Source organism: Bacillus sp. BK450, from assembly GCF_004364885.1.
GTDB classification, from domain to species: domain Bacteria; phylum Bacillota; class Bacilli; order Bacillales; family Bacillaceae; genus Bacillus; species Bacillus safensis.
In genome coordinates this window covers 880,737-902,354 of the sequence record NZ_SOBQ01000002.1, presented here as the reverse complement: position 1 = coordinate 902,354, position 21,618 = coordinate 880,737, and the positions used below count along the sequence as shown (strand labels likewise).

General features: G+C 41.7%; 27 protein-coding genes and 1 riboswitch. Of the genes, 16 read left to right on the top strand and 11 right to left on the bottom strand.

All coding sequences use genetic code 11. The annotated features are described in order from the left end of the window. Positions 1 to 36: 36 nt before the first annotated feature. Together EV579_RS09845 and EV579_RS09840 are read right to left on the bottom strand one after the other, a co-directional pair. Positions 37 to 1,083: a cytochrome d ubiquinol oxidase subunit II gene (locus EV579_RS09845; RefSeq protein ID WP_192929571.1), complete on the bottom strand. Its 1,047-nt coding sequence runs from the start codon at positions 1,081 to 1,083 to the stop codon at positions 37 to 39. Between the two features lie 22 nt (positions 1,084 to 1,105). Continuing rightward, positions 1,106 to 2,437: a cytochrome ubiquinol oxidase subunit I gene (locus EV579_RS09840; RefSeq protein WP_133744338.1), complete on the bottom strand. Its 1,332-nt coding sequence runs from the start codon at positions 2,435 to 2,437 to the stop codon at positions 1,106 to 1,108. 176 nt (positions 2,438 to 2,613) lie between these two features. On the opposite strand from EV579_RS09840, the gene EV579_RS09830 reads away from it, so the two are divergent. Further along, entirely contained in the window at positions 2,614 to 2,856 is a 243-nt protein-coding gene (locus tag EV579_RS09830; RefSeq protein WP_024424931.1) for a type B 50S ribosomal protein L31, read from the top strand. A 76-nt stretch (positions 2,857 to 2,932) separates the two neighbouring features. Here the strand turns inward: EV579_RS09830 and EV579_RS09825 are convergent, their stop codons facing one another. After that, a complete protein-coding gene (locus EV579_RS09825) occupies positions 2,933 to 3,916 on the bottom strand; it encodes a metal ABC transporter solute-binding protein, Zn/Mn family (RefSeq protein ID WP_103132322.1) in 984 nt (327 codons plus the stop codon). A 213-nt stretch (positions 3,917 to 4,129) separates the two neighbouring features. Here EV579_RS09825 and EV579_RS09820 point away from each other — a divergent pair, with 213 nt between their 5' ends. Next, positions 4,130 to 4,696, top strand: a complete 567-nt coding sequence (locus EV579_RS09820; protein WP_024424929.1) for a beta-class carbonic anhydrase — start codon at positions 4,130 to 4,132, stop codon at positions 4,694 to 4,696. A gap of 1 nt (position 4,697) precedes the next feature. Here the strand turns inward: EV579_RS09820 and yidD are convergent, their stop codons facing one another. After that, positions 4,698 to 4,922 (bottom strand): membrane protein insertion efficiency factor YidD, encoded by a 225-nt coding sequence (gene yidD / locus EV579_RS09815; protein WP_024424928.1) that lies wholly within the window; start codon positions 4,920 to 4,922, stop codon positions 4,698 to 4,700. A 126-nt stretch (positions 4,923 to 5,048) separates the two neighbouring features. Here yidD and EV579_RS09810 point away from each other — a divergent pair, with 126 nt between their 5' ends. Together EV579_RS09810 and EV579_RS09805 are read left to right on the top strand one after the other, a co-directional pair. Continuing rightward, a complete protein-coding gene (locus tag EV579_RS09810; RefSeq protein ID WP_003217624.1) occupies positions 5,049 to 5,522 on the top strand; it encodes an S-ribosylhomocysteine lyase in 474 nt (157 codons plus the stop codon). A 118-nt stretch (positions 5,523 to 5,640) separates the two neighbouring features. Beyond that, a complete protein-coding gene (locus EV579_RS09805; protein ID WP_024425786.1) occupies positions 5,641 to 6,078 on the top strand; it encodes a FixH family protein in 438 nt (145 codons plus the stop codon). Between the two features lie 8 nt (positions 6,079 to 6,086). Here EV579_RS09805 and ytzI read toward each other — a convergent pair whose 3' ends face one another. Continuing rightward, on the bottom strand, positions 6,087 to 6,233 hold the full coding sequence (gene ytzI, locus EV579_RS09800; protein ID WP_003217544.1) for a YtzI protein: 147 nt from the start codon (positions 6,231 to 6,233) through the stop codon (positions 6,087 to 6,089). Between the two features lie 131 nt (positions 6,234 to 6,364). On the opposite strand from ytzI, the gene EV579_RS09795 reads away from it, so the two are divergent. From EV579_RS09795 to EV579_RS09780, 4 genes are all read left to right on the top strand, one after another. Then, a complete protein-coding gene (locus EV579_RS09795) occupies positions 6,365 to 6,802 on the top strand; it encodes a Dps family protein (RefSeq protein WP_133744337.1) in 438 nt (145 codons plus the stop codon). A gap of 127 nt (positions 6,803 to 6,929) precedes the next feature. Next, on the top strand, positions 6,930 to 7,121 hold the full coding sequence (locus EV579_RS09790) for a hypothetical protein (protein WP_024424925.1): 192 nt from the start codon (positions 6,930 to 6,932) through the stop codon (positions 7,119 to 7,121). Between the two features lie 153 nt (positions 7,122 to 7,274). After that, a complete protein-coding gene (locus EV579_RS09785) occupies positions 7,275 to 7,679 on the top strand; it encodes a phage holin family protein (protein ID WP_024424924.1) in 405 nt (134 codons plus the stop codon). A 44-nt stretch (positions 7,680 to 7,723) separates the two neighbouring features. Continuing rightward, positions 7,724 to 8,032, top strand: coding sequence for a hypothetical protein (locus EV579_RS09780; protein ID WP_024425787.1), 309 nt, complete (start codon positions 7,724 to 7,726; stop codon positions 8,030 to 8,032). Positions 8,033 to 8,060: 28 nt separating this feature from the next. On the opposite strand, the gene EV579_RS09775 is transcribed toward EV579_RS09780, so the two are convergent. Both EV579_RS09775 and EV579_RS09770 read right to left on the bottom strand, forming a co-directional pair. Continuing rightward, a complete protein-coding gene (locus EV579_RS09775) occupies positions 8,061 to 8,846 on the bottom strand; it encodes an AIM24 family protein (RefSeq protein WP_133744336.1) in 786 nt (261 codons plus the stop codon). Positions 8,847 to 8,868: 22 nt separating this feature from the next. Further along, entirely contained in the window at positions 8,869 to 9,480 is a 612-nt protein-coding gene (locus EV579_RS09770; protein WP_044332301.1) for a TerD family protein, read from the bottom strand. Between the two features lie 248 nt (positions 9,481 to 9,728). Between EV579_RS09770 and ytkD the strand changes: the two genes are divergently transcribed. Next, on the top strand, positions 9,729 to 10,205 hold the full coding sequence (gene ytkD, locus EV579_RS09765; protein WP_133744334.1) for an RNA deprotection pyrophosphohydrolase: 477 nt from the start codon (positions 9,729 to 9,731) through the stop codon (positions 10,203 to 10,205). A gap of 33 nt (positions 10,206 to 10,238) precedes the next feature. Here ytkD and EV579_RS09760 read toward each other — a convergent pair whose 3' ends face one another. Genes EV579_RS09760 through EV579_RS09750 form a run of 3 tightly spaced genes read right to left on the bottom strand, consistent with a single transcriptional unit; the run spans position 10,239 to position 12,807 of the window. After that, entirely contained in the window at positions 10,239 to 10,985 is a 747-nt protein-coding gene (locus tag EV579_RS09760) for an ABC transporter permease (protein WP_370880888.1), read from the bottom strand. Positions 10,986 to 11,019: 34 nt separating this feature from the next. Then, positions 11,020 to 11,790, bottom strand: a complete 771-nt coding sequence (locus tag EV579_RS09755; RefSeq protein ID WP_024424918.1) for an ABC transporter ATP-binding protein — start codon at positions 11,788 to 11,790, stop codon at positions 11,020 to 11,022. A gap of 15 nt (positions 11,791 to 11,805) precedes the next feature. Then, positions 11,806 to 12,807 (bottom strand): ABC transporter substrate-binding protein, encoded by a 1,002-nt coding sequence (locus EV579_RS09750; protein WP_044332304.1) that lies wholly within the window; start codon positions 12,805 to 12,807, stop codon positions 11,806 to 11,808. 174 nt (positions 12,808 to 12,981) lie between these two features. Between EV579_RS09750 and EV579_RS09745 the strand changes: the two genes are divergently transcribed. The 6 genes from EV579_RS09745 to EV579_RS09720 are packed head-to-tail and all read left to right on the top strand — an operon-like array spanning position 12,982 to position 18,118. Next, positions 12,982 to 13,710 carry a carotenoid biosynthesis protein gene (locus tag EV579_RS09745; RefSeq protein ID WP_024424916.1) on the top strand — a complete coding sequence of 243 codons (729 nt, stop codon included), beginning with the start codon at positions 12,982 to 12,984 and terminating at the stop codon, positions 13,708 to 13,710. Beyond that, on the top strand, positions 13,679 to 14,425 hold the full coding sequence (locus tag EV579_RS09740) for a lysophospholipid acyltransferase family protein (RefSeq protein WP_044332307.1): 747 nt from the start codon (positions 13,679 to 13,681) through the stop codon (positions 14,423 to 14,425). The genes EV579_RS09745 and EV579_RS09740 overlap by 32 nt, the downstream gene beginning before the upstream one ends. Further along, positions 14,410 to 15,537 carry a glycosyltransferase family 2 protein gene (locus EV579_RS09735; RefSeq protein ID WP_044332309.1) on the top strand — a complete coding sequence of 376 codons (1,128 nt, stop codon included), beginning with the start codon at positions 14,410 to 14,412 and terminating at the stop codon, positions 15,535 to 15,537. The genes EV579_RS09740 and EV579_RS09735 overlap by 16 nt, the downstream gene beginning before the upstream one ends. Beyond that, positions 15,534 to 17,015, top strand: coding sequence for a phytoene desaturase family protein (locus EV579_RS09730; RefSeq protein WP_044332310.1), 1,482 nt, complete (start codon positions 15,534 to 15,536; stop codon positions 17,013 to 17,015). The genes EV579_RS09735 and EV579_RS09730 overlap by 4 nt, the downstream gene beginning before the upstream one ends. A 26-nt stretch (positions 17,016 to 17,041) precedes the next feature. Further along, entirely contained in the window at positions 17,042 to 17,836 is a 795-nt protein-coding gene (locus tag EV579_RS09725) for an alpha/beta hydrolase family protein (protein WP_044332311.1), read from the top strand. 39 nt (positions 17,837 to 17,875) lie between these two features. Continuing rightward, positions 17,876 to 18,118 carry a DUF2584 domain-containing protein gene (locus EV579_RS09720; RefSeq protein ID WP_044332312.1) on the top strand — a complete coding sequence of 81 codons (243 nt, stop codon included), beginning with the start codon at positions 17,876 to 17,878 and terminating at the stop codon, positions 18,116 to 18,118. A gap of 42 nt (positions 18,119 to 18,160) precedes the next feature. On the opposite strand, the gene pckA is transcribed toward EV579_RS09720, so the two are convergent. Then, positions 18,161 to 19,747: a phosphoenolpyruvate carboxykinase (ATP) gene (gene pckA, locus EV579_RS09715; protein WP_024424910.1), complete on the bottom strand. Its 1,587-nt coding sequence runs from the start codon at positions 19,745 to 19,747 to the stop codon at positions 18,161 to 18,163. 226 nt (positions 19,748 to 19,973) lie between these two features. Further along, a riboswitch (SAM riboswitch) is annotated at positions 19,974 to 20,108 on the top strand. A gap of 195 nt (positions 20,109 to 20,303) precedes the next feature. Here pckA and metK point away from each other — a divergent pair. Beyond that, positions 20,304 to 21,506, top strand: coding sequence for a methionine adenosyltransferase (metK, locus tag EV579_RS09710; RefSeq protein WP_024424909.1), 1,203 nt, complete (start codon positions 20,304 to 20,306; stop codon positions 21,504 to 21,506). Positions 21,507 to 21,618 lie beyond the last annotated feature (112 nt).

Here is a 21,618-nt window from a genome sequence, read left to right as displayed (position 1 = left end):
CTATAATGTAACCGAAATGAAGCTCGTCCATTCATGTTAATCTTCCTGACGAATATAGCGCTTATCTTTCATAAATAATTTCCAGAAGAAATAAAATCCGGGAAACAAGATGATAAACCCTACAATATAGGTGATAAATAATGCCCTAAATGTGACAGGGTCTGTAAATCCAGACATGATTGTAATATCTGGATAAGCCATATAAGGCAAATGGGCACGCCCATACACATAGCTTGCTAAGAAATATTGAATGGTAATCGCAATGACGGCAAGGCGCGGTCTCCCTTTCCGATGCTTAAACCGGCTGTTTGGTAAAAATAGAGCCAGTCCTGCGAGCAGAAACATTAAGAGAGATATAAGAAGAATAGGAATGTTCTGCATCATTTTTGTGAACAGCCAATTGGCCTCGCTTCGTAATGTCAGCATGATAAAAAAGGCCATCATGAGTGAAAGTGGACCCGTAATGAGCGCCCCTCTTCTATAAATGCTGTAAGCTTCATCTTCATCAGCAACATTAGAGAAATCAGCTAAAAGCAAGGACGAAAGAAAAAGGGTGCTGAAAATGGCAAAGCCGATAAAAGAATAGACATTTGCACTTGTAAAGACTAGTCCAAGATCTAATGAGTAGACGTTGTTCTCCTGAAAGATAAAGCCACCATGGGTGATTGGGAGAACCATGATCAGGATGGACGGAATGATAAAGCCACTGATTCCTGAAATGTAAGTCACCGCTTTTCGGTATTTCTTAGGCAGTGAATGAGAAAACACGAGAAACCCGCTTCGCAGTGCAAGAAGCAATAATATGATGCTGCCGGGTATTAATAAAACGGTACCAAGTACAAAGGTCGCACCTGGAAACAGGCTGAACAATGCGACAACGATAGCCACAATAAAGACGTTTGTCACTTCCCATGTTGGAGAAAGGTACTTATTTGCGATATTAGCTGCCTTTGTTTGTTCTCTATTCATATAAATCATCGACCAAAATCCTGCGCCGAAATCCATTGATGCCATCACTGCATAGATAAAAACGAATCCCCATAAGATGGTGATTGCAATCAGCGCATCAGTTGTAACATCCATTTGCATCAAGATCGCTCCCTTTTTAAGATTCTGTTAACCGTAGGTCTTCTTCAATCGTATGTTTCCTAAAGTAGTAAGTCAGCACTATGACGGTTGCTATGCCTAAGATGAGATAGACAATGGCAAAAAGGATAAAAAGTGTCCCGATCGAGCCTGATGATGTGACAACCTCTGAGGTTTTGAGCATTCGATAAATAACCCATGGCTGGCGGCCTGTACAAGCAAAGATCCAGCCAAATTCAATAGCCAAAAGACTAAGAGGCCCGCCGAATAAGTAAAGAAAAAGAAGCCACTTCGGAAATTTGTCCCGTTTTAAAATTTTACGGTAAAGTAGCGCTAATACCGCAAATAGAATGAGCACCGATCCAATAATGACCATGCCGTTAAATAATGTGTGTATAAATAAAGGCGGCCACTCGTCACGAGGAAAATCATTTAAGCCTTTGACCACTGTATCGAAGCTATTTCCTGCCAGAAAACTGAGCGCCCAAGGAATTTCGATCGCACCTTTAATTTCCTGCGAATCAGCATCCGTAAAACCACCTATTGCAAGAGGCGCATGTGATTGCGTTTCAAATAAACCTTCAGCTCCAGCCAGCTTTTCAGGCTGATATTCATACAGAAGCTGAGCGGATTCGTGGCCATTTAAGGCTGTTAGAAAAGAGAAAAGTCCTCCTACAATGAGTCCAAGAAAAAGGGCTTTTCGATGAAATGTATAGAGCTTCTCATTTTTTCTCGTTTTGAGCATTTTAAAAGCTGCAACTGAAGCAATCACAAAAGCACCTGTTGTAAAAGCAGACAGCACAACATGTGTAGCAGTTACAGCAAAGCTTGGATTGAAAAAGGCCTTCCAAGGCTCGATATTTGTGATTTCTCCATTCACCATCTGAAAGCCAGCAGGTGTCCCTTCAAAAGCATGTACGTTTGTAATTAGAATCGCTGATGCAGCTGCACCAATGACGATAAAAATAACCGTAATGATGCGCATTGCATTCGATAGGCGATCCGCTGCGTACACATAAATAGACATAAATAATGCTTCTATAAAGAACGCATAGATTTCAATCTGGAATGGCAGTGACATGACCTTTCCGATGACCTCCATAAAACCTGGCCATAAAAGGGCAAGCTGCGTACCAGCAATAGTACCTGTTGGAATGGCGACCCCTAACAGAACAGCCTGTGCTTTTGTCCACCGCTTGGCCATGATGGCATAATGCGGGTCCTTCGTTTTTTGATAGATGAGTTCAGCTAACAAAATCATTAGCGGTATGCCAACGCCGAGCGAGGCATAAATAATATGAAAGCCCATGGTTGTGCCGAACAGGCTTCTAGCTAAAACGAGATCAGTCAATTTTTTCTCCGCCTTTCTTATCGCTTCTCTTTTTCATGATGCTTATTATTCTCCACCATTTTTAGATTATTCTTCCTGACTAAGAAAGCTTGTTTTTTGACAAGTTGTAAAAGAGGGAGTAGAATATAAATATAAAACGTAACAATTACGTTTTATTAACGAAAGGAGTTTTGACATTGAAAAGAGATATTCATCCAACCTCACATGAAGTTGTATTTATGGACGTAAACAGCGGTTACCGCTTCTTGAGTAGATCAACAAAGACATCAAACGAGACAGTAGAGTGGGAAGATGGGAAAACGTATCCTGTCATTAAAGTAGAAACAAGCTCTGATACGCATCCTTTTTATACAGGACGTCAAAAATTCGGAGAAAAAGGCGGAAGAGCTGAGCAGTTTAAGAAAAAATATCAAATGTAATCAAAAAAGCACGCCTGATAACGGTGTGCTTTTTTTACAGCAAAAAACCCCGGTTGATTAGCCGGGGTTCAAAGCATTAATCATTTAATGCAGTTTTTAAGGTCTTTAAGTTTTGTTTCATTAAGCTGACGTAGCTTTCGCCATTTTTGACATCATCCTCAGTAATGGATTCTAGATTTTTAAGGGTCAAGCTTTTTGCCCCAATTTCACTGCGGATTGTATCTGATACTTTGCTGCTGACGTTGTTTTCAAAAATAACGTATTGAATGTGATGCTTTTCTGCTTTTTGTACAATGTTTTCGAGCTGTTTTTGTGATGGCTCCTCAGAAGCGGATAACCCTAAAACACTGATTTGCTCAATGCCATAGCGCTTTTCCCAATAACCATAAGCTGCGTGAGAAACAAGAATTTCTTTATGTTTCGCTTTAGATAACGTTGTTTTAAATTCTTGATCTAACGATTGCAAATCTTTTTTTAGATGTTCATAGTTTTTTGTGTATTCGTCTTTATGATCTGGATCTAAAGAGACGAGTGTGTTTTTAATGTTTTTCGCCATTTGCTGTGCATAAACAGGGTCTAACCATGCATGAGGGTCTTTATCTCCGTGATCGTGCCCGTCATGATCATGGTCTTCACCTTCATGGTCATGATCTTCGCCTTCTTCATGTGCATGTTCTTCATTTGTCGATAACAATTTGATGCCTTCGGCTGCTTTGACTGTTTTCACACCTTGGTCTTTTAAAGTGGCAGCAGTTTTGTCTGCGAATGCTTCAGCCCCTGTGCCGCTGTAGATAAAGGCATCACCTTCAGCCATTTCAACCATTGTTTTTGAACTTGGTTCAAAGCTGTGTGCATCTGCATTTGCAGGATACACGCTTTGAGCATGAACGTGAGAGCCGCCAATTTTTTCAGTGAAATCTTGAATTGGGAAGATCGTGGTGTAAATGATTAGTTTCCCGTCTGCTTTTCCTTTTGAAGCATTAGTGCCCGCGCTGCTTGAGCAAGCGGCAAGACCGATCGCGAATAAAGCAGCTGTTAAAATAAAAAAGATTTTTTTCATGTAGAAAATGTCTCCTCTCAATCTAATAGATAGAAATGATTACGATTTAATGTCCTGAGTTATTGTATCGTAATAATTACGATTTGAAAAGAGGAAAATAAAAAATTTTCATCAGCAGATGTTTCCTCTAAAAAAATAAGCTGCAAAACGTGACGAAATTTCTTACATTGTGCTATATTTATTTTTAAAAAAGATAAAGGAATGGACAAACGTATGAAACTTTTAGATGAAATCATCGAATATAATCAACAATTTATTGAAGAAAAGAAATACGAAGAATTTACAACAACAAAGTTTCCACAGAAAAAAGCTGTCATTCTATCGTGTATGGATACAAGACTTGTTGAACTGCTTCCGCGTGCCATGAACATGAAAAATGGTGATATTAAGATTGTCAAAAGTGCTGGGGCGCTTGTTTCTCATCCATTTGGAAGTATTATGCGAAGCATTTTAGTTGCTGTTTACGAATTAAATGCTGACGAGGTATATGTCATTGGGCACCATGATTGCGGGATGAGCAAAATAGACAGCCAAACACTTTTAAATAAAGCCGTTGAGCGCGGTATTCCAGAAAAACGTATTGAAGTACTGGAATACTCAGGAATTGATTTTAAACAGTGGCTCAAAAGCTTTAGTTCAGTCGAAGAGAGCGTGAAGGACAGTGTGTCTGTAGTAAAAAATCACCCGCTTCTTCCATCAGATGTACCTGTACACGGGCTTGTCATTGACCCTGGAACAGGGAAGCTTGACTTAGTTGTCAACGGATATGAAGAAAAGTAAGTTACTTTTCCTTTTTAGGCGGGACAGGATCAATGCCGCCAGGGTGAAGCGGATGACATTTCAAAATCCGTTTTATGGTGAGCCAGCCGCCCTTGACCGCGCCATGCGTTTTGATTGCCTCTAGTCCATAGTTTGAGCATGTTGGATAAAACCGGCAGCTTGGCGGTGTCAGAGGGGAAATACATTTTTGATAAAAGCGTATCATGCCGATAAAAATTTGTTTCATAGAGGTTCCTCCTTGTCTGTCTTTCACAGTATAAGAAAAAAGAACAAGGAAGGAAAGTTTTATAAACTAAACTGGTCGGAGAAATATGTTATAATATAGGAAATTGCAATTATAGGAGTGGTGATTATGCCTTCAGTCGAAAGCTTTGAACTTGATCATAATGCTGTAAAAGCGCCATATGTTCGTCATTGCGGCGTTCATAAAGTGGGATCAGATGGGGAAGTAAATAAATTCGATATTCGTTTTTGTCAGCCCAACAAGCAGGCGATGAAACCTGATACGATTCATACATTAGAGCATTTGCTTGCGTTTAATATTAGAACACACTCAGAGAAATATGATCATTTTGATATCATCGATATTTCTCCAATGGGCTGCCAGACAGGCTACTATTTAGTTGTCAGTGGTGCACCAACTCCAAAAGAGATCGTTGAACTTCTTGATGCAACATTCAAGGATGCGGTTGAAGTAACAGAAATTCCTGCTGCAAACGAAGAGCAATGCGGCCAAGCGAAGCTTCATGATCTTGAAGGGGCAAAACGTTTAATGCGTTTCTGGCTTTCTCAGGATCAAGAAGAGCTTTTAAAAGTATTTGGTTAATAGAATGATGAACCGGACATTGAGATGTCCGGTTTTTTATTTGAATTCAAACAGAGATGTCAAAATAGGGGATATTTGTTAAAATGGACATGTCAGTAAAAGAAGGGGGAAACGCAGGATGCGAAAAATGTTGGGAATGATTCTGATACTCACGTTATTGAGTGCATGTGGAAACTCTGCAGCAAATAGCGGCAAAGGGGAAGTGCCTGAGCTATTAGAAGTAAAGCTCACAGGACCTGAGCAAGTGGAGAAAAATGAAAGCGTTATAGTAAAAGCAGCTGTCACATACGGTGATACGCCTGTTGATGATGCAGATGATGTTCAATTTGAAGTGTGGAAAGATGGCGACAAGGATAACAGCAAGATGATTCAGCCAAAGAAAGAAAACAAAGGTGTATACGAATTGCACACAGCCTTCAAAAAAGATGGCCTTTATATCATACAAGTCCATGTGACAGCTAAACAGCAGCATAATATGCCGAAAACGAACATCCACGTAGGTGAGGTGAAAAAAGAGAGTTCAACTACTGCAGAAGAAGAAACCTCACATCATTAAAAGCGGATTTATTTTGGATTAGGACGTTGATTTGGTTCTGCATCCTGTGGTGAATCGACTTTATGCTTATATTCATAAGCCTTCGATGTCGTCCACAATGATAAAAAGACAACGATTGAGATAATGATAAAGCTGATAATCCCAAGTAACAGCATCTAACTCCCTCCTTATTTCCATATTAACATATATTTCATGCAGTCAAAATAGAAGAAATACACGGCAGGTTTCAGTATAATAAGAAAAGGGTATTCTCATACTAAACGCAATTACATAAGGAGGAATAAATATGTCTGAACAATTATTAAACGTCGTTAATAAACAAGTAGCTGATTGGACTGTGCTTTACGTGAAATTACATAACTATCATTGGTATGTAAAGGGAAAAGATTTCTTTACACTCCATGAGAAATTTGAGGAACTATATACAGAAACAGCTACATATATTGATGATTTGGCTGAGCGTATGCTTGCTTTAAATGGACAGCCTGTTGCGACAATGAAAGAGTGCTTAGAAATTTCCAGCATTCAAGAAGCAGAAGGCAAAGAATCAGCGGAGCAAATGGTGAAAAATCTATATAATGATTTCTCCAATATCGCTGAGGAATTAAAGAAAGGAATGGAGCTGGCTGCAGAGGTTGGCGATGAAACTACAGGTGATATGCTGCTTGCGATTCATCAATCCATTGAAAAACACAACTGGATGCTTAAAGCATATTTAGGATAATACACGTATGTGAAAAGAATGTCGGTCATCAATAGACCGACATTCTTTTTTTATTGGAATAGGGACAGACAGCCCATTGAAATCATAGGGCTTTCAGCCGAAGAGAAAAGAGAAGGGAGGGAAGAAGATGTCTTCTATTGCAGGAATGATGAGTCAGCAAGTAGCGAGCATTCAAAAGACACTCAATATTAGTTTGTTGAATTCACAGCTTGCTACGAATACAGCACAAGCTATGGTGATGCTGGATCAAGTGCAGCAGCAGCCTCAAGCTGTTCAGCCAAAGGATTCAGATGCTTCATTTATTGATGTCAGAGTCTAAAAAGAGAAGTCGCCTCATGGGCGGCTTTTTTGGTCTCATTCGTCTCCCTGAATACATAACAGCGCCTTTATTTTTTGTCGTCCAAGCTATTGCGAGAATTCGGCATATACTATTGAGGTAAGGAGTTCCACTTTGAAAGGATGTTGATGCCAAGTGAGCAAGGATTTAGGCATCTTTTCGTTGGTTACAGTGAGTTTGTCGGCGATGGGCTTTCTGTTTGGTGGAGCAGGATATTTACTGATGATTTTAGTGACGTTGATGGCTATTGAATTAATTTGTTCAAGCCTAAGAGAATCTTTGACTGGGCAGCTCACAATGAAGCGGTTTTTAACGCGGCTTGTTCGAAAGGTCGTGACCGTCTCCTTAATATCTATGGCACATTTCTTCGATGTCATGCTGAAGACAAATGGGACGATTAAGGATTTAGCGATCATCTTTTATATTATTTATGAATCTTACCAAATCGTCTCGACAGCCAGAGCCCTTGGAGTTCCCATTCCACAGTTGTTTATTGATGTATTGGACATGTTGAAAAATAAATTGCGCAAAAAGCCGTAATTTCCTCATATCTGGTCATACTAAAGGCAAAAAGGATGATTCGGATGGCGAGACACACATACTATGTATCCGTACAAGATGGATCGATATCGCAGCATAGAGATGCAGCGGCTTGGCAATTTCAAATAGAAGCAGATGATGATCAAATTTTGCAGCTGAGAGACTACTTCGATGAACAGTATATGACAGATTGGAAAGGCTTCTTTCGGGCGCATGTTCCGTTTCTTGAATATCATTATGATAGTCCAAATGATGAAATGGATAGAAAAAGAAAAGAGATTTACACAATGATTTATGAGCTCGGCAATGAAGAAACAAGGAGCTTTATTGAGACAAATGGTTTGATGAATTGAAAAAGCATGTAGAGAATCTCTACATGCTTTATTTTCGCGGTTGTAAAATGCCTCCGATCAAATCACTGATCCCGCCGCCTCTATTTTCTTGCTGTGAATTGGTGAATTCATGAGTGGAGCTCTGGCTCTGAGGTTTGTAGCGATTATCATCTAAGCCCACCCGTAAGCCAGATGTGCGCTCAGATGGCTGGATAATGACGATTTGATCTTGTTCCTGAAACTCAAATAAGTAGGATTCGCCAGATGTTTGTCCAATGAAAGTTTTCCAGTTCACATCTAGTTTGACCTTCGGTGCTTTGCCTGTCCAAGCAACAATTGCGTCAGGGTCTACACGGCAGGGGGCTTTTAAAATGAGCGGATTTCCATTCGTTTTAATGGCGACTTGCGCTCCGTGCCCTTGATAAGAGAGTTTTGATGTAAACAGTCCTTTCTGTGATAAAATACCAACGCCTACTGGTGTGACGCCGTAATGGCATTCCTCAGTAAAGGCAAGTAAATCTTCACTTTCTACACTTACATGCTGCCAAGGACCGCTTGGCTCAAGATTAATCACTGTTACATGCTCGCTTGCATCCGCCAAGTAGCAAGTACCTTGTCCACTCACTTCCATCATCTCAAGGTTTTCACCTGTGAATTTTCTGCTGATATGGTTAAATACTTGGCTGACCATATTTCCTTTATTCGTTCCAAGTAATCGCTTGCGGTATTGGAAACTTCCTTGATCAGCAATCATGGCGCCTTTTTTGGCAAAAAAGATTCCGCTGCCTTCTGCTTGTAAGGTAAGTTCTTCTATCGTGTTGAAATGAAATCCCATAGGTGCCGGCTCCTTTCCTGCGTCAAGATGTAAATCCGTAGATGCGGCATAAATCATTTAAATCTAGAGTAGTCCCTTGCCCGGTCGCCGTGATTTTCCATTCCTCCTGATCTCTCGTGAGTTCAGCGCATATAATGGATGTACAATACGAATAATCCTCTGTTAACTGAAAGGTACAAATCTCTTGCTGTGAGATTTGATCCGTAAGTCGCACGTAGGCATTGGTGACTTGTCCAAAATGATGCTGGCGTTCGTGTGCATCATGTATCGTGGCTGTGACGACAATTTTATGAATATTAGGTGAGACTCTGCTTAATTGCATAATAATCATTTCATTGTCTCGATACCCTCCGCCAAATTGATGATCACCAAGATGACGAACAGCTCCATCTAAGCTTTGCTGCTGGTGATAATAGATCAGATGCTTAGGAGACAACAGCTTGTCCTCTTCATTTAAAAGAAACACTTGCGTATCTAAATCAATTGGCTGACCAGCCAGGTCCCAGCCAAGCCCGATATGAATTTGGTCGACCGCTGGATTGTCTTTTGTTAAATCTAACTTTTGCCCTTTCACGAGGTGTTTCTTGATCACCTCATGGGGTGCGTTTTGTTTTGACCCATTTTTTATACTCATGCTGATTTCCTCCTCGTTGTCATAGGACAAACACTGATTCATTTACGTTATATAGGGATAAAAGGTTTCATGATTAAAATTGGGTGAAGTTGGAGATGATAAAAAGGTTTTAGCAACAATACCTCATTTTAGATACAGACGAGTTGGAACCACTCGTTTGTTTCACTTTTGATAAAAATTCTTCAGATAAATGGGATCTGTGGTATGATGTTTTACAAGAAGCAAGGACAGGATATGAGGGATTTCACATGCATGTATTTAAAGACTATTATCATAATACGGTCAAGCTCTCTTTTGAGGAGAAGCCTTTTTCAAGTCATCCTAAGCATGTTTGGGCCATCTGCCGCTACCAAGGGAAATGGCTGCTTACTGAACATGAGGATCGGGGCTATGAGTTTCCAGGAGGGAAAGTTGAGCCGGATGAAGAAGCAGACCAAGCCGCTATACGGGAGATTCAAGAAGAGACGGGTGCTGTTGTTCGTGAATTAACGTATATTGGTCAATATCAGGTGCTGGGCAGAGAAAAGGTCATTGTCAAGAATATTTATTTCGCTGATATTGAAAAGCTAGTGAAGCAAGACACGTATTTTGAAACGAAAGGACCCGTTCTTTTCGCAGACTTGCCAAAATCCATCGCCAAAAATAAGAATTTCAGTTTTATTATGAAAGATGATGTGTTAAGACAAAGTCTTGCTTATTTAGAAAAGAACGGTTTGATTCGTTAAAAAAAGCGCAGGGGTGACAATCCCTGTGCCTTTTTATTTTTGAAGAAAACGGCGTTCGAGCCATTCCACAAGCTGGTACATGATGGTCGCAAACACGGCAATAATGAAAAGACTTAAGAACACGAGTGTAAAGTTGAAGACTTGAAAGCCGTAAATGATCATGTAGCCGAGCCCTTTTGAGGAAACAAGAAATTCCCCTACAATAACCCCTACCCAAGAAAGGCCGACATTGACCTTGATGGCAGAAATCATCGTTGGAATACTAGCTGGCAAAATGACCTCGCGAAAGACGACGCTTTTTTTCGCACCAAAGGTTTTCATCACCTTTAAATAATTCTCATCGACCTCTTGAAAGGCTGTATATATGACGATCGTCGTAATGATTACACTAATGATTGCGCCCATGGCAACGATGCTGATCATGCCAGGCCCAAGGGCAACAATTAAAATCGGGGCGAGGGCAACTTTTGGCATGGCATTTAAAATGACTAAATAAGGATCAAGAACGTTTGCCAGGCGGGTGGACCACCATAAGGCGGCAGCGAGCAAAATGCCGCAAAAGGTACCAAGTAGAAATCCGAGCACTGTTTCAAATAATGTAATACTCATATGATTCATTAAAGACCCATCGGATATTTTTTGTACAAACAATTGACAGACTGCTGATGGTGAACTAAATATCAGTGGATCGATAAGACGAAAATGACTGGCAAGCTCCCAAAGCGAAAAGAAGCTGGCGAAAATAATGAATTGATAGATTCGGGTCATGCGTTTTTCCATTCGGTATTTTTTGCGATAGGCTTCATGTAAAAGATCACTGTGTTTCAACTGTTTTCAGCTCCTTCCAAATCGTTTGAAAGAGCTCTTGGAAACTCTGGGTCTGTCTTGCATCGAAAGGAGAAAGAGACCTCAGTTCATCTGGAACGGTAAAAATCCTCTTGATTGAGCCAGGATGCTTAGAGAATAAGAAAATGCGGTCACTCATCGCAATGGCTTCGCCAATGTCATGTGTCACAAGGACCGCTGTTTTTTGATAGTTTTTGAGTGTATGAAAGACGAGATCCTCTAAAGTGAGTTTGGTTTGATAGTCTAGAGCTGAAAAGGGTTCATCTAGTAAAAGCAGACCGGGATTCACTGCAAGCGTTCGGGCGAGAGCCGCACGCTGCCTCATACCGCCTGACAGCTCCTTCGGGTATTTTTCCTCTACATCATGAAGGCCAAGCTTAGGCAGTAAGCCAAGAGCGGCGGAGGTGGCTTCATGTGAATCTTGCTTGGTGATTTTTAACCCGAGAATGATATTTTCCTTGATGGTTTTCCAAGGAAACAAATAATCTTGCTGGAGCATGTAGCCGATTTGATGCTCTTTTTGATTCGGTTCTTTTCCTTCGATTAAAATTCGGCCTTCAGAGGGCGGCGTGATTCCTGCAATGATAGACAGCAGGGTGGTTTTTCCGCAGCCGCTGGGACCAATAAATGAGATAAATTCTCCTTGGTCTATCTCCATATTGATGTGCTGTATGGCCGTTGTTTTTTCTTTTAAAGAGAAGTACGTGTGGGTCACATGGTCAATTTGAAGGAAAGACATGTGCTACCTCCTATTCTATTTATGTTCTGTGACCTTCTTTGCAATGGATGAATTGACAAGTTGTTTGTACGGGATAAATTTCGGCAATTCATCGCTCTCCTTCATGATTTCCTGCAATTTGTTCCATTCCTCTTCATTCAGAAGGGGATCTGTTGCATAGGAGTCCTGCTGTTTGTAGCGTTTAATGGCAGTTGATAAAACATCAAGTTCTGTGTCAGGAAAATGAGATTGAATGGTTTTGGCAATCTCCTCCGGCTGCTTGGCTTCTACCCATTTCTGCGCTTTGTAAATGGCGCGAGTGAAGGCTTCAGCTGTTTCTTTGTTTTCCTCTAAGTAACTCTTCTTTGCCATGAAGGTGGTATACGGCACCTTTCCGGAAGCTTCTCCAAAGGAGGCGGTAATGTACCCTTTGCCTTCTTTTTCAATTAAGGATGCTGTCGGTTCGAATAACTGCACAAAATCGCCAGTTCCAGAGGAGAAAGCACCTGAAATGTTGGCAAAATCAATATTTTGAATCATGCGGAGATCCTTTTTTACATCAATGCCTTCCTTTTTCAGGACATATTCACCGACCATTTGCGGCATGCCGCCTTTCCGCTGTCCAAGAAAGTCTTTTCCTTTTAATTGATCCCAAGAGAATTCGCTCACTTTCTCCCTTGAAACAAGAAATGTACCGTCTGTTTGTGTCAGCTGTGCAAAGTTGATGACAGAGTCTTTTGTGTCTTGAGCCTCTACATAGATAGAGGATTCAGATCCGGTCAGAGCGATATCTGCACCGCCGGATAAGAGAGCTGTCATCGTTTTATCACCGCCCCAAGTCGTTTTTAATTCAACCTTTAGCCCTTCTTCTTTGAAGAAATCCTCAGATAAGGCAACATATAGCGGAGCATAAAAAACCGAATGGGTCACCTCGGCTACTTGTACGGTCTGCTCTTGTTCTTTTTTACAGGCGACAAATGGAATAAAGAGCAGGACAACGACGATGAATGCCAGTCTGACTTTGATGGAACGATTCAAGAGTAATTCGCCTCCTTTGTTCTAGATCACTAATTAAAGTATGTCAAAAGGGATTTTTGGTGAGTGCCTAGATGAAAATAAGAAGCGCATTGTTTATTTATAGAACGTGTCTTTTTTTCTATACTAGAAGCATGAATACTTTCTTGAATTTGGAAGAAATAAAGGGGCGGTTTCGTGTATAGAGTGAGTTGGGTATTTCTTGGATGGTATTTAGTAGGACTCATATTAATGGTCTCTTTTGAAGTGCCAGCATGGCTTCAGTTTGCAAATGGCATTTTCCTTGTGCTGTATGCCTGCTGTGTGATAGAAATTGGGCGAAATATTTATGGATCATGGGGGTTTGTGATCAAAAGGGCTGCTATTGTCGGGGTGCTGACATTTACGGTTGAATGGATAGGGATCACAACCGGTTTTCCTTTCGGGGCCTATGACTATTATCCGACGTTAGGTTTTCTAGTGGCAGGTGTGCCTTTAACCATTGCTTTTGCATGGGTTGGTGTGTTTTTAAACAGCCTTTTTTTAGCCAATCAGCAGTCGAAATGGAAACGAGCTGTCGAAACGGGGATATGGATTGTCTTGCTTGACCTCATATTAGACCCAGTAGCGGCTGAACGGAAATTTTGGGTGTGGTATGACGGCGGTGGTTTTTATGGTATTCCTTTTGAGAATTTTGTGAGCTGGGGTATGATTGGAGCAGGACTTTCCTTTCTCTTCCCGCTTGTTCAGATTGATCAAAAGGCTCTGAGCTGGACGAGCCGTATTTATCAGGCAATGGTGTTCTTTTTTGGTGTGCTGGCATTAAAGGGCGGGCTTGATGTCATTTTTTATTTAGCACTGATCATTGTTATTTTGTGTGAAGGAAGGGTTCAATTTGAAAGAAAGCGACAAAAGCCGATCGTTTAGACGTATATTTTCTCTTTATCTTGAGCGGTATTTACTTCATAAACATTTCCGCTGTGTGATGATGAAAGGCACTGTGGATCCAAACGAGAAGCTGCCTGTTCTTTATATCGCCAATCATAGCTCATGGTGGGATGGACTGATCATCTTTCTTTTAACAGAAAAAGCGTCCGAACTCGATCATTATATGATGATGGAGGAGAAACAGCTGAAGCAATATGCCTTTTTCCGAAAGCTTGGTGCCTTTCCGGTTCAGAAAAAGAATCTGAAAAGTGTGAAGCAAGCATTAATGACGGCAAAAGAGAATATGCAGGCTGGCGGGGCTGTATGGCTTTTCCCGCAGGGGAAAATCATGCATCAGGATATGCGGCCGCTTGAATTGGAGGGCGGGGCTTCATTTTTAGTGAGACAATTTGAGCAAGTTGTGGTGAAGCCTGTGACCTTGCATTATACATTTAATCAATTTCAAAAGCCGACAGTATCTGCTGTGTTTGGTGAAGATACCTTATTATCTGGCGGAGAACTTCGAAGCAAGGACGTGACGCATCAGCTTAGAGAGTTGCTTGAAACGCAGCTAAATGCACATCAAGCACAGGTCATCGCAGATCCTGATTTTACAACTAATCAAGAATTTAGACAGATGACGAGGACAAGTCAGTCAACAAGTGATGCGTTTGATTCCTTTAAAAAGTGGGTGAAAACATGGCGGTCTTCTTAATCGTAATCAGTGTACTCTTGCTCTGTCAGTTTATTTTCACCATATGGAATATGAAGCAGCTTCCTGTTTTAAAGCCAGTACCCTTTTCGCCGGGTGAACCTATTTCATTATCAATTCTGATTCCAGCGAGAAATGAGGAAAACCGAATAGAAGCTTGTCTTCAGTCGATCGTTGATCAACGTCTTTACCCGAAAGAGCTTATCGTCCTTGATGACCATTCGACAGATCAGACAAGAGCGCTGGTAGAGCGCTTCGCAGAAACATATCCGTGGATTCGAGTCCAGTCAGGTCAGCCATTAAAGCGGGGCTGGCTTGGTAAATCATATGCCTGTTCTCAGCTCGCAGAGGCAGCAGATTCTGACTGGCTGCTATTTTTAGATGCGGATGTCCGGTTAAAAAAAGGGGCAGTTGAATCAGTATACAAGCAGTTATGTATGCAAAAAACGGGCATGCTGTCAGGTTTTCCAGAACAAAAAACAGGTACATTTTTTGAGCATCTTGTCGTTCCTATGATGATGTTTACCATTGGCTGTCATCTGCCAGTGAAATGGGTAAGAAAATCTAAGAACCCCGCTTTTGCCGCAGCACATGGTGGTTTTATTGCCATTGAAAAGAATTGTTATCACGACATCGGCGGGCATGAAGCGATCAAGGATTCACTCGTTGATGATATGGCCTTGGCTAGAAGGGTGAAGGAAAAAGGCTTTCCGTTCACACTTGCAAGCATTCATCCATTTGTGTATATGAGAATGTATGAAAGTGGACAAGAGGTTTGGGAAGGTTACCGCAAAAATTTGTTCCCGGGCGTGAATCGAAGCATTGCTTTATTAAGCAGTGTCTTTTGTTTATACACCCTCCTTTATTTGGTTCCTGTCATTTGTTTCATGATCGCATTGTTTCAGCTGGATGTTTTGAGCATATGCTTAGCCATTCTTTGCTATGGGCTGGGTGTATCGATTAAAGCAGCAATTGATACTGAAAATGGGCGGACATCTGCGATGGCTTTTTTATTGCCGGTCAGTATTTTAAGCCTGATCGCCATTGGCTTTGCTTCTATGAAAATCGGTCTCAAAAAAGAAGGGTATGAATGGAAAGGGAGAAGGTACGAATGAAAAAAGTGATCATCATCGGCGGCGGACTTGGCGGATTATCAGCCGCGATCCGTCTACAGTCACGCGGGGTTCAGGTCACCATTTTAGAAAAAGAAGCGGCTTTAGGGGGGAAATTGCAACGCCATCACGAGGCAGGCTACTCTTTTGATTTAGGACCGAGCACCATTACAATGAAGGCCTATTTTGAAGAAGTGTTTACATCCTGTCATAGACGGATGGAGGATTATGTGACCTTTTATCCGATTTCTCCGCTGACCAAAAATATTTTTCCAGATGGACATACGGTCGAGTTTACGCCAAATATTGAGCAAATGGAATCACAAATTGCTGCATTCAGTCCTGAAGATGCGAAGCAATATCGCGCATTTTTACAGGAATCAAAGACGCTTTTTCAAAAGGCAGAGGAGCAGTTTTTAAATCGTTTGTTATTGAGCTGGAAGGATAAGGCGGATGTAAAGCTGATGAAAGCACTTCTTGCTGTCAAACCATTCACATCGGTTCAGCGCCTGCTGCGTCAATATTTCCGTCATCCCCATACATTGGCGATGTTTGGACGGTATGCCACTTATATTGGCTCTTCTCCCTACGAGGCGCCGGCTATTTTTAATATGATGGCATATTTAGAAGGAGAGAAAGGGATTTATGGAATACAGGGCGGTACATATCGTTTAGTTGAGGCATTTGAGACGCTGGCAAAAGAATTAGGCGTTCAGATTTATCTCAATGAACAAGTGAACAAGATTCATGTGAAGGATCGGCGGATCAAAGGAGTGGAGACGGATCAGCAGATGTATGAGGCAGATCAAGTCATTGCAGGAGCAGATGCGCTGACTGTATACCGTCATCTCATAGATGAAAAAGACCGTCCTCGTTTTTTAAATCAAAAATTGTCTGGCATTGAACCGTCGTTGTCGGGCTTTGTTCTCTTATTAGGAGTACCTAAAGTCTATGAACAGCTGGCTCATCACAATGTGTTTTTCCCTGAGGATTATGAGCAAGAATTCAAGGATATTTTTCAGAAAAAACAACTGCCTCAAGATCCGACGCTTTACATATGCTATTCAGGTCATTCAGAACCAGCTTTAAGCGGAGGACCGGGAAGAAGCAATCTGTTTGTACTGGCCAATGCACCTTATGTGACAAAAGAGCAAGATTGGGACATGCTAAAGGAGACATATCGTCAGCATGTAAAAAACAAATTAATGGAAAAAGGTCTTTTTGATTTGGATGAGCTTATTGAATATGAAGCGGTTCAAACCCCGCTCGATCTGCAGCAGAAAACGGGGGCATATCGTGGAGCCATTTATGGCATGTCTTCAAACTCGTTCAAACAGGCGTTCTTTCGCATCAATAATCAGTCAAAGGACATTGAAGGACTATGGTTTGTTGGAGGAACAAGTCATCCAGGCGGCGGCACGCCGATGGTGACAAAATCAGGCCAGCTTGTCGCAGAAGCGATGCTGAAGCAATGGACATAATCAAAGATGAAAAGGAGAGAAATCGAGTGATTGTGGAAAAAAGAAGGTTTCCGTCGCCCCATCCGCATATTCACTTATATACAGTGACCTATGAGGCAGATGGACTTCGGATGAAAGGGCTGCTCGCTGAGCCGGCCGGAGAAGGTCTCTACGACGGCTTTTTGTATTTACGAGGCGGCATTAAAAATGTGGGGATGGTCAGACCAGGCCGGATTGTGCAATTTGCCGCGCAGGGTTTTGTCGTCTTTGCTCCCTTTTACCGAGGAAACCAAGGAGGCGAAGGGAACGAAGATTTTGCCGGAGAAGATCGAAAAGATGCGTTCGCTGCCTTTCAGCTGTTAAAACAGCACAAAAAAGTGAAGAAGGACCGCATTCATATCTTTGGTTTTTCGCGAGGCGGTATTATGGGCATTTGGACCGCTGTTGAAATGAAACAGGAGGCGGCTTCCTTTGTCACATGGGGAGGCGTCAGTGACATGAAACTTACTTATGAAGAGCGTGTGGATATGAGACGGATGATGAAGCGTGTGATTGGCGGCCCGCCGCATAAGGTGCCAGAGGCATATGAGAACAGAACCCCTTTAAATGATGTGGACAAAATTGAAGCACCTGTCCTTATCATCCACGGAGAAGAAGATCAAAATGTATCGATTGAGCATGCGTATTTGTTAGAAGATGCGCTGCGCCAGCACGGAAAGTCCGTGGAGACATGGTATTTCCACGGATACAACCACTATTTCCCGCCGCAGCATAATCGAGAAATTGTGAGAAGGTTGACCACATGGATGCACAGCCGAAAAAGCGGAAATGTGGTAAAATAAGCAGTATAACGAAATATAGAAAGTAGGGGGATTTTCATTATGGGAATGCCTGTTGAATTTAATACAATGATTGTCACAAAGGGAAAAGAGTCAAGAATTGAAGAAAATGTATTTGAACTCATGAAGGATGGATACCGCATTTATCCGTTAAATATTCCACTTGAGGTGCGCAAAACGAAAGACGGAGAAAAAACTGGGACAGCACATGTTGAAAAGCTGGAGCTGACAGACAATGTCACGAAGGTGACGTACCGTCTTGTGTCATTGCATTCAACAAACTAAAAAAAGCTGAGGGATTGAATCTCCTCAGCTTTTTTCATTTGGTTATACGAGTGGTCCGCCTTTGGCTTCAATGTCACTTGCCGCGTGGCTGAATTTTTGGAAGTTCTTTTTAAATTCATTGGCAAGGAAGTGTGCTTTTTCTTGATAAGCCTCTTGGTCATCCCATGTTTTAGCAGGTTGAAGCACTTCATCTGGTACACCAGGAATATGAAGCGGGATGTGTAAGCCAAAGATGTCATCAGTAATCATCTCGGCATTGTCAAGGTCACCTTCGATTGCTGCCTGCACCATTGCTCTTGTATGAGCGAGATTCATTCGTTTGCCTGTACCGTAGCCTCCGCCAGTCCAGCCTGTATTCACAAGGAATACTTTTGCACCGTGCTCATCAATCTTTTTGCCAAGCATTTCAGCATAGACGTGAGCTGGAAGTGGAAGGAATGGTGAACCGAAGCAAGTAGAGAATGTCGTTTCTGGTGATGTGACACCTCGCTCAGTTCCAGCTAATTTACTTGTGTACCCGCTCAAGAAATGGTACATTGCCTGTTCTTTTGTTAAACGGCTGATTGGAGGTAAGACGCCAAACGCATCAGCTGTTAAAAAGACAATAGCAGATGGATGTCCTGCAATACTTGGTTTCACGATGTTATCAATCATTTCGATTGGGTAAGCAGCGCGTGTATTTTCAGTAAAGAAGGTATCATCGTAATCCGCTTCACGTGTTTCTTCATCAAGCACAACGTTCTCAAGAACAGATCCGAAGCTGATCGCTTTGTAGATCTGCGGTTCTTTTTCTTCACTTAAGTTCACACATTTCGCATAGCATCCGCCCTCGATATTGAAGACCCCTGTGCCAGACCAGCCGTGTTCATCGTCTCCGATCAGCTTGCGGCTTGCGCTTGCAGAAAGCGTCGTTTTCCCAGTACCTGAAAGTCCGAAGAATAGAGCCACATCGCCTTCTTGACCTACGTTTGCTGAGCAGTGCATGGATAAAATGTCTTGCTCAGGAAGTAGGTAGTTCATCACAGAGAAAATGGACTTTTTCATTTCTCCTGCATATTCTGTTCCACCGATAAGAATGGTGCGCTTTTCAAAAGAAACGATGATAAACGTTTCAGAGTTTGTGCCATCTGTTGCAGGATCTGCTTTAAAGTGCGGTGCAGATAAGATGGTGAAAGGTTTTTCGTTTGAAGAAGGTGTTGACCCGTCAGGTCTGATAAATAGCTGCTTGGCAAAAAGATTGTGCCATGCGAATTCGTTTACAACTGTAATCGGCATACGATATCTTTCATCAGCGCCTGCAAACCCTTCAAAGACGAATAGTTCATCACGTTCTTTTAAGTATGACACAACCTTTGTATATAAACGGTCAAATGCTTCTTTGGAGATCGGCTGGTTTACTTGACCCCAATCGATTTTATGTTCAGAGCTTTCTTCTTTGACGATAAATTTATCTTTAGGCGAACGTCCTGTGTAGGCTCCAGTTGTGGCGCGGACAGCTCCTGTTGATGTTAAAACGCCTTCATTACGTGCCAAAATCTTTTCAACAAGTTTCGGAACAGATAAGTTTTGGTGCGTATTTTCTAATGAGAGCAATGACTGCAAATCTTCTTTTAAATCCACTGAGTTCATAAAAAAACCCTTCCTTTACCGTTGAATTTGTTTGTTTCGATTAGTATAACACATTAATAATAATAGTCTATACTATTTAAAAATTTTTGTGTGTGTTTTTTCATTTCTGCTATGAAAATATGCTTTTTGGTGATGCTAATGGTGAGGAGAAAAAAGAGGGAGATAATTCTTATGAAGCATTGACATGACGCAAGGGTTTAAGATAAGATATCTTATTGAACGGATACTCTTATCCCGAGTTGGTGGAGGGACAGGCCCGATGAAGCCCAGCAACCGGTTTCTTATGAAAAAGGCATGAAAATGCTGAGAAACCAAGGTGCTAACCTGATGCAAGGTACAAGAACACCTTGAGCGATAAGAGTGAAAGGCATGCGATCTCAGACCCTTTCCTCGCAATGAAGGAAATGGTTTTTTTATTTTTGGGATATCATATGAACAAATTGCCAATAACATCTCTAATATAAACGTTTTCAAATATAAGAGGGAACGAGTTCCGTATCATATTGGAGGCCTCATCTTGGGATGATGTGGTCTTGTACAGGAGGAAATAGCCATTATGAGTCAAAATCGTCGTTTATTTACTTCAGAATCAGTGACAGAAGGACATCCGGATAAAATCTGTGACCAAATTTCAGACAGCATTTTGGATGAAATTTTAAAGAAAGATCCAAATGCACGTGTTGCCTGTGAAACTTCTGTTACAACCGGTCTCGTATTAGTAAGCGGTGAAATTACAACGTCTACTTATGTCGATATTCCAAAGACGGTGCGTGACACAATTAAGGAAATTGGCTACACACGTGCGAAATATGGTTTTGATGCGGAAACATGTGCGGTACTTACATCAATTGATGAACAGTCTGCTGATATTGCGCAAGGTGTAGACAAAGCGCTTGAAGCACGTGAAGGAACAATGACTGAAGAAGAAATTGATGCGATTGGTGCAGGTGACCAAGGATTGATGTTTGGTTTTGCCAATAACGAAACCGAAGAGCTCATGCCGCTGCCAATTTCACTAGCGCATAAATTATCTCGCCGTTTAACAGAAGTACGCAAGAATGAAACACTTGCATACCTTCGTCCAGACGGAAAAACACAAGTCACAGTTGAATATGATGAGCAAAACAAACCAGTTCGTATTGACACAGTGGTTATTTCTACGCAGCATGCACCAGAAGTGACGCTTGAACAAATTCAAAGTGACTTAAAAGAGCATGTCATCAGTCCTGTCGTTCCAAGTGAACTGATTGATGAACAGACAAAATACTTTATTAACCCAACTGGCCGTTTCGTGATCGGTGGGCCTCAAGGGGATGCTGGTTTAACTGGACGTAAAATTATCGTTGATACGTATGGCGGATACGCTCGTCATGGCGGCGGTGCTTTCTCAGGTAAGGATGCAACGAAGGTTGACCGTTCTGCGGCATACGCTGCACGTTACGTAGCGAAAAACATCGTAGCTGCCGGCCTTGCAGATTCTTGTGAAGTACAGCTTGCTTATGCAATTGGTGTTGCACAGCCTGTATCGATTTCAATTGATACATTCGGAACAGGAAAAGCTTCAGAAGAAAAATTAATTGAAGTGGTTCGTGCAAACTTTGATCTTCGTCCAGCTGGCATTATTAAAATGCTTGACCTGCGCCGTCCGATCTACAAACAAACAGCTGCATACGGGCATTTCGGCCGTCACGACTTAGATCTTCCGTGGGAAAAAACGGATAAAGCCGATACACTTCGCAAAGAAGCATTGGGACAATAACAACATAAAAAACCGCTTATTTTAAGCGGTTTTCCTTTTGATTAAAAAAAAATCTGCAAAAAGCGAAAAAATGTGAAACAAAATCGGACAAAATACTGTCTAATTATAGGTC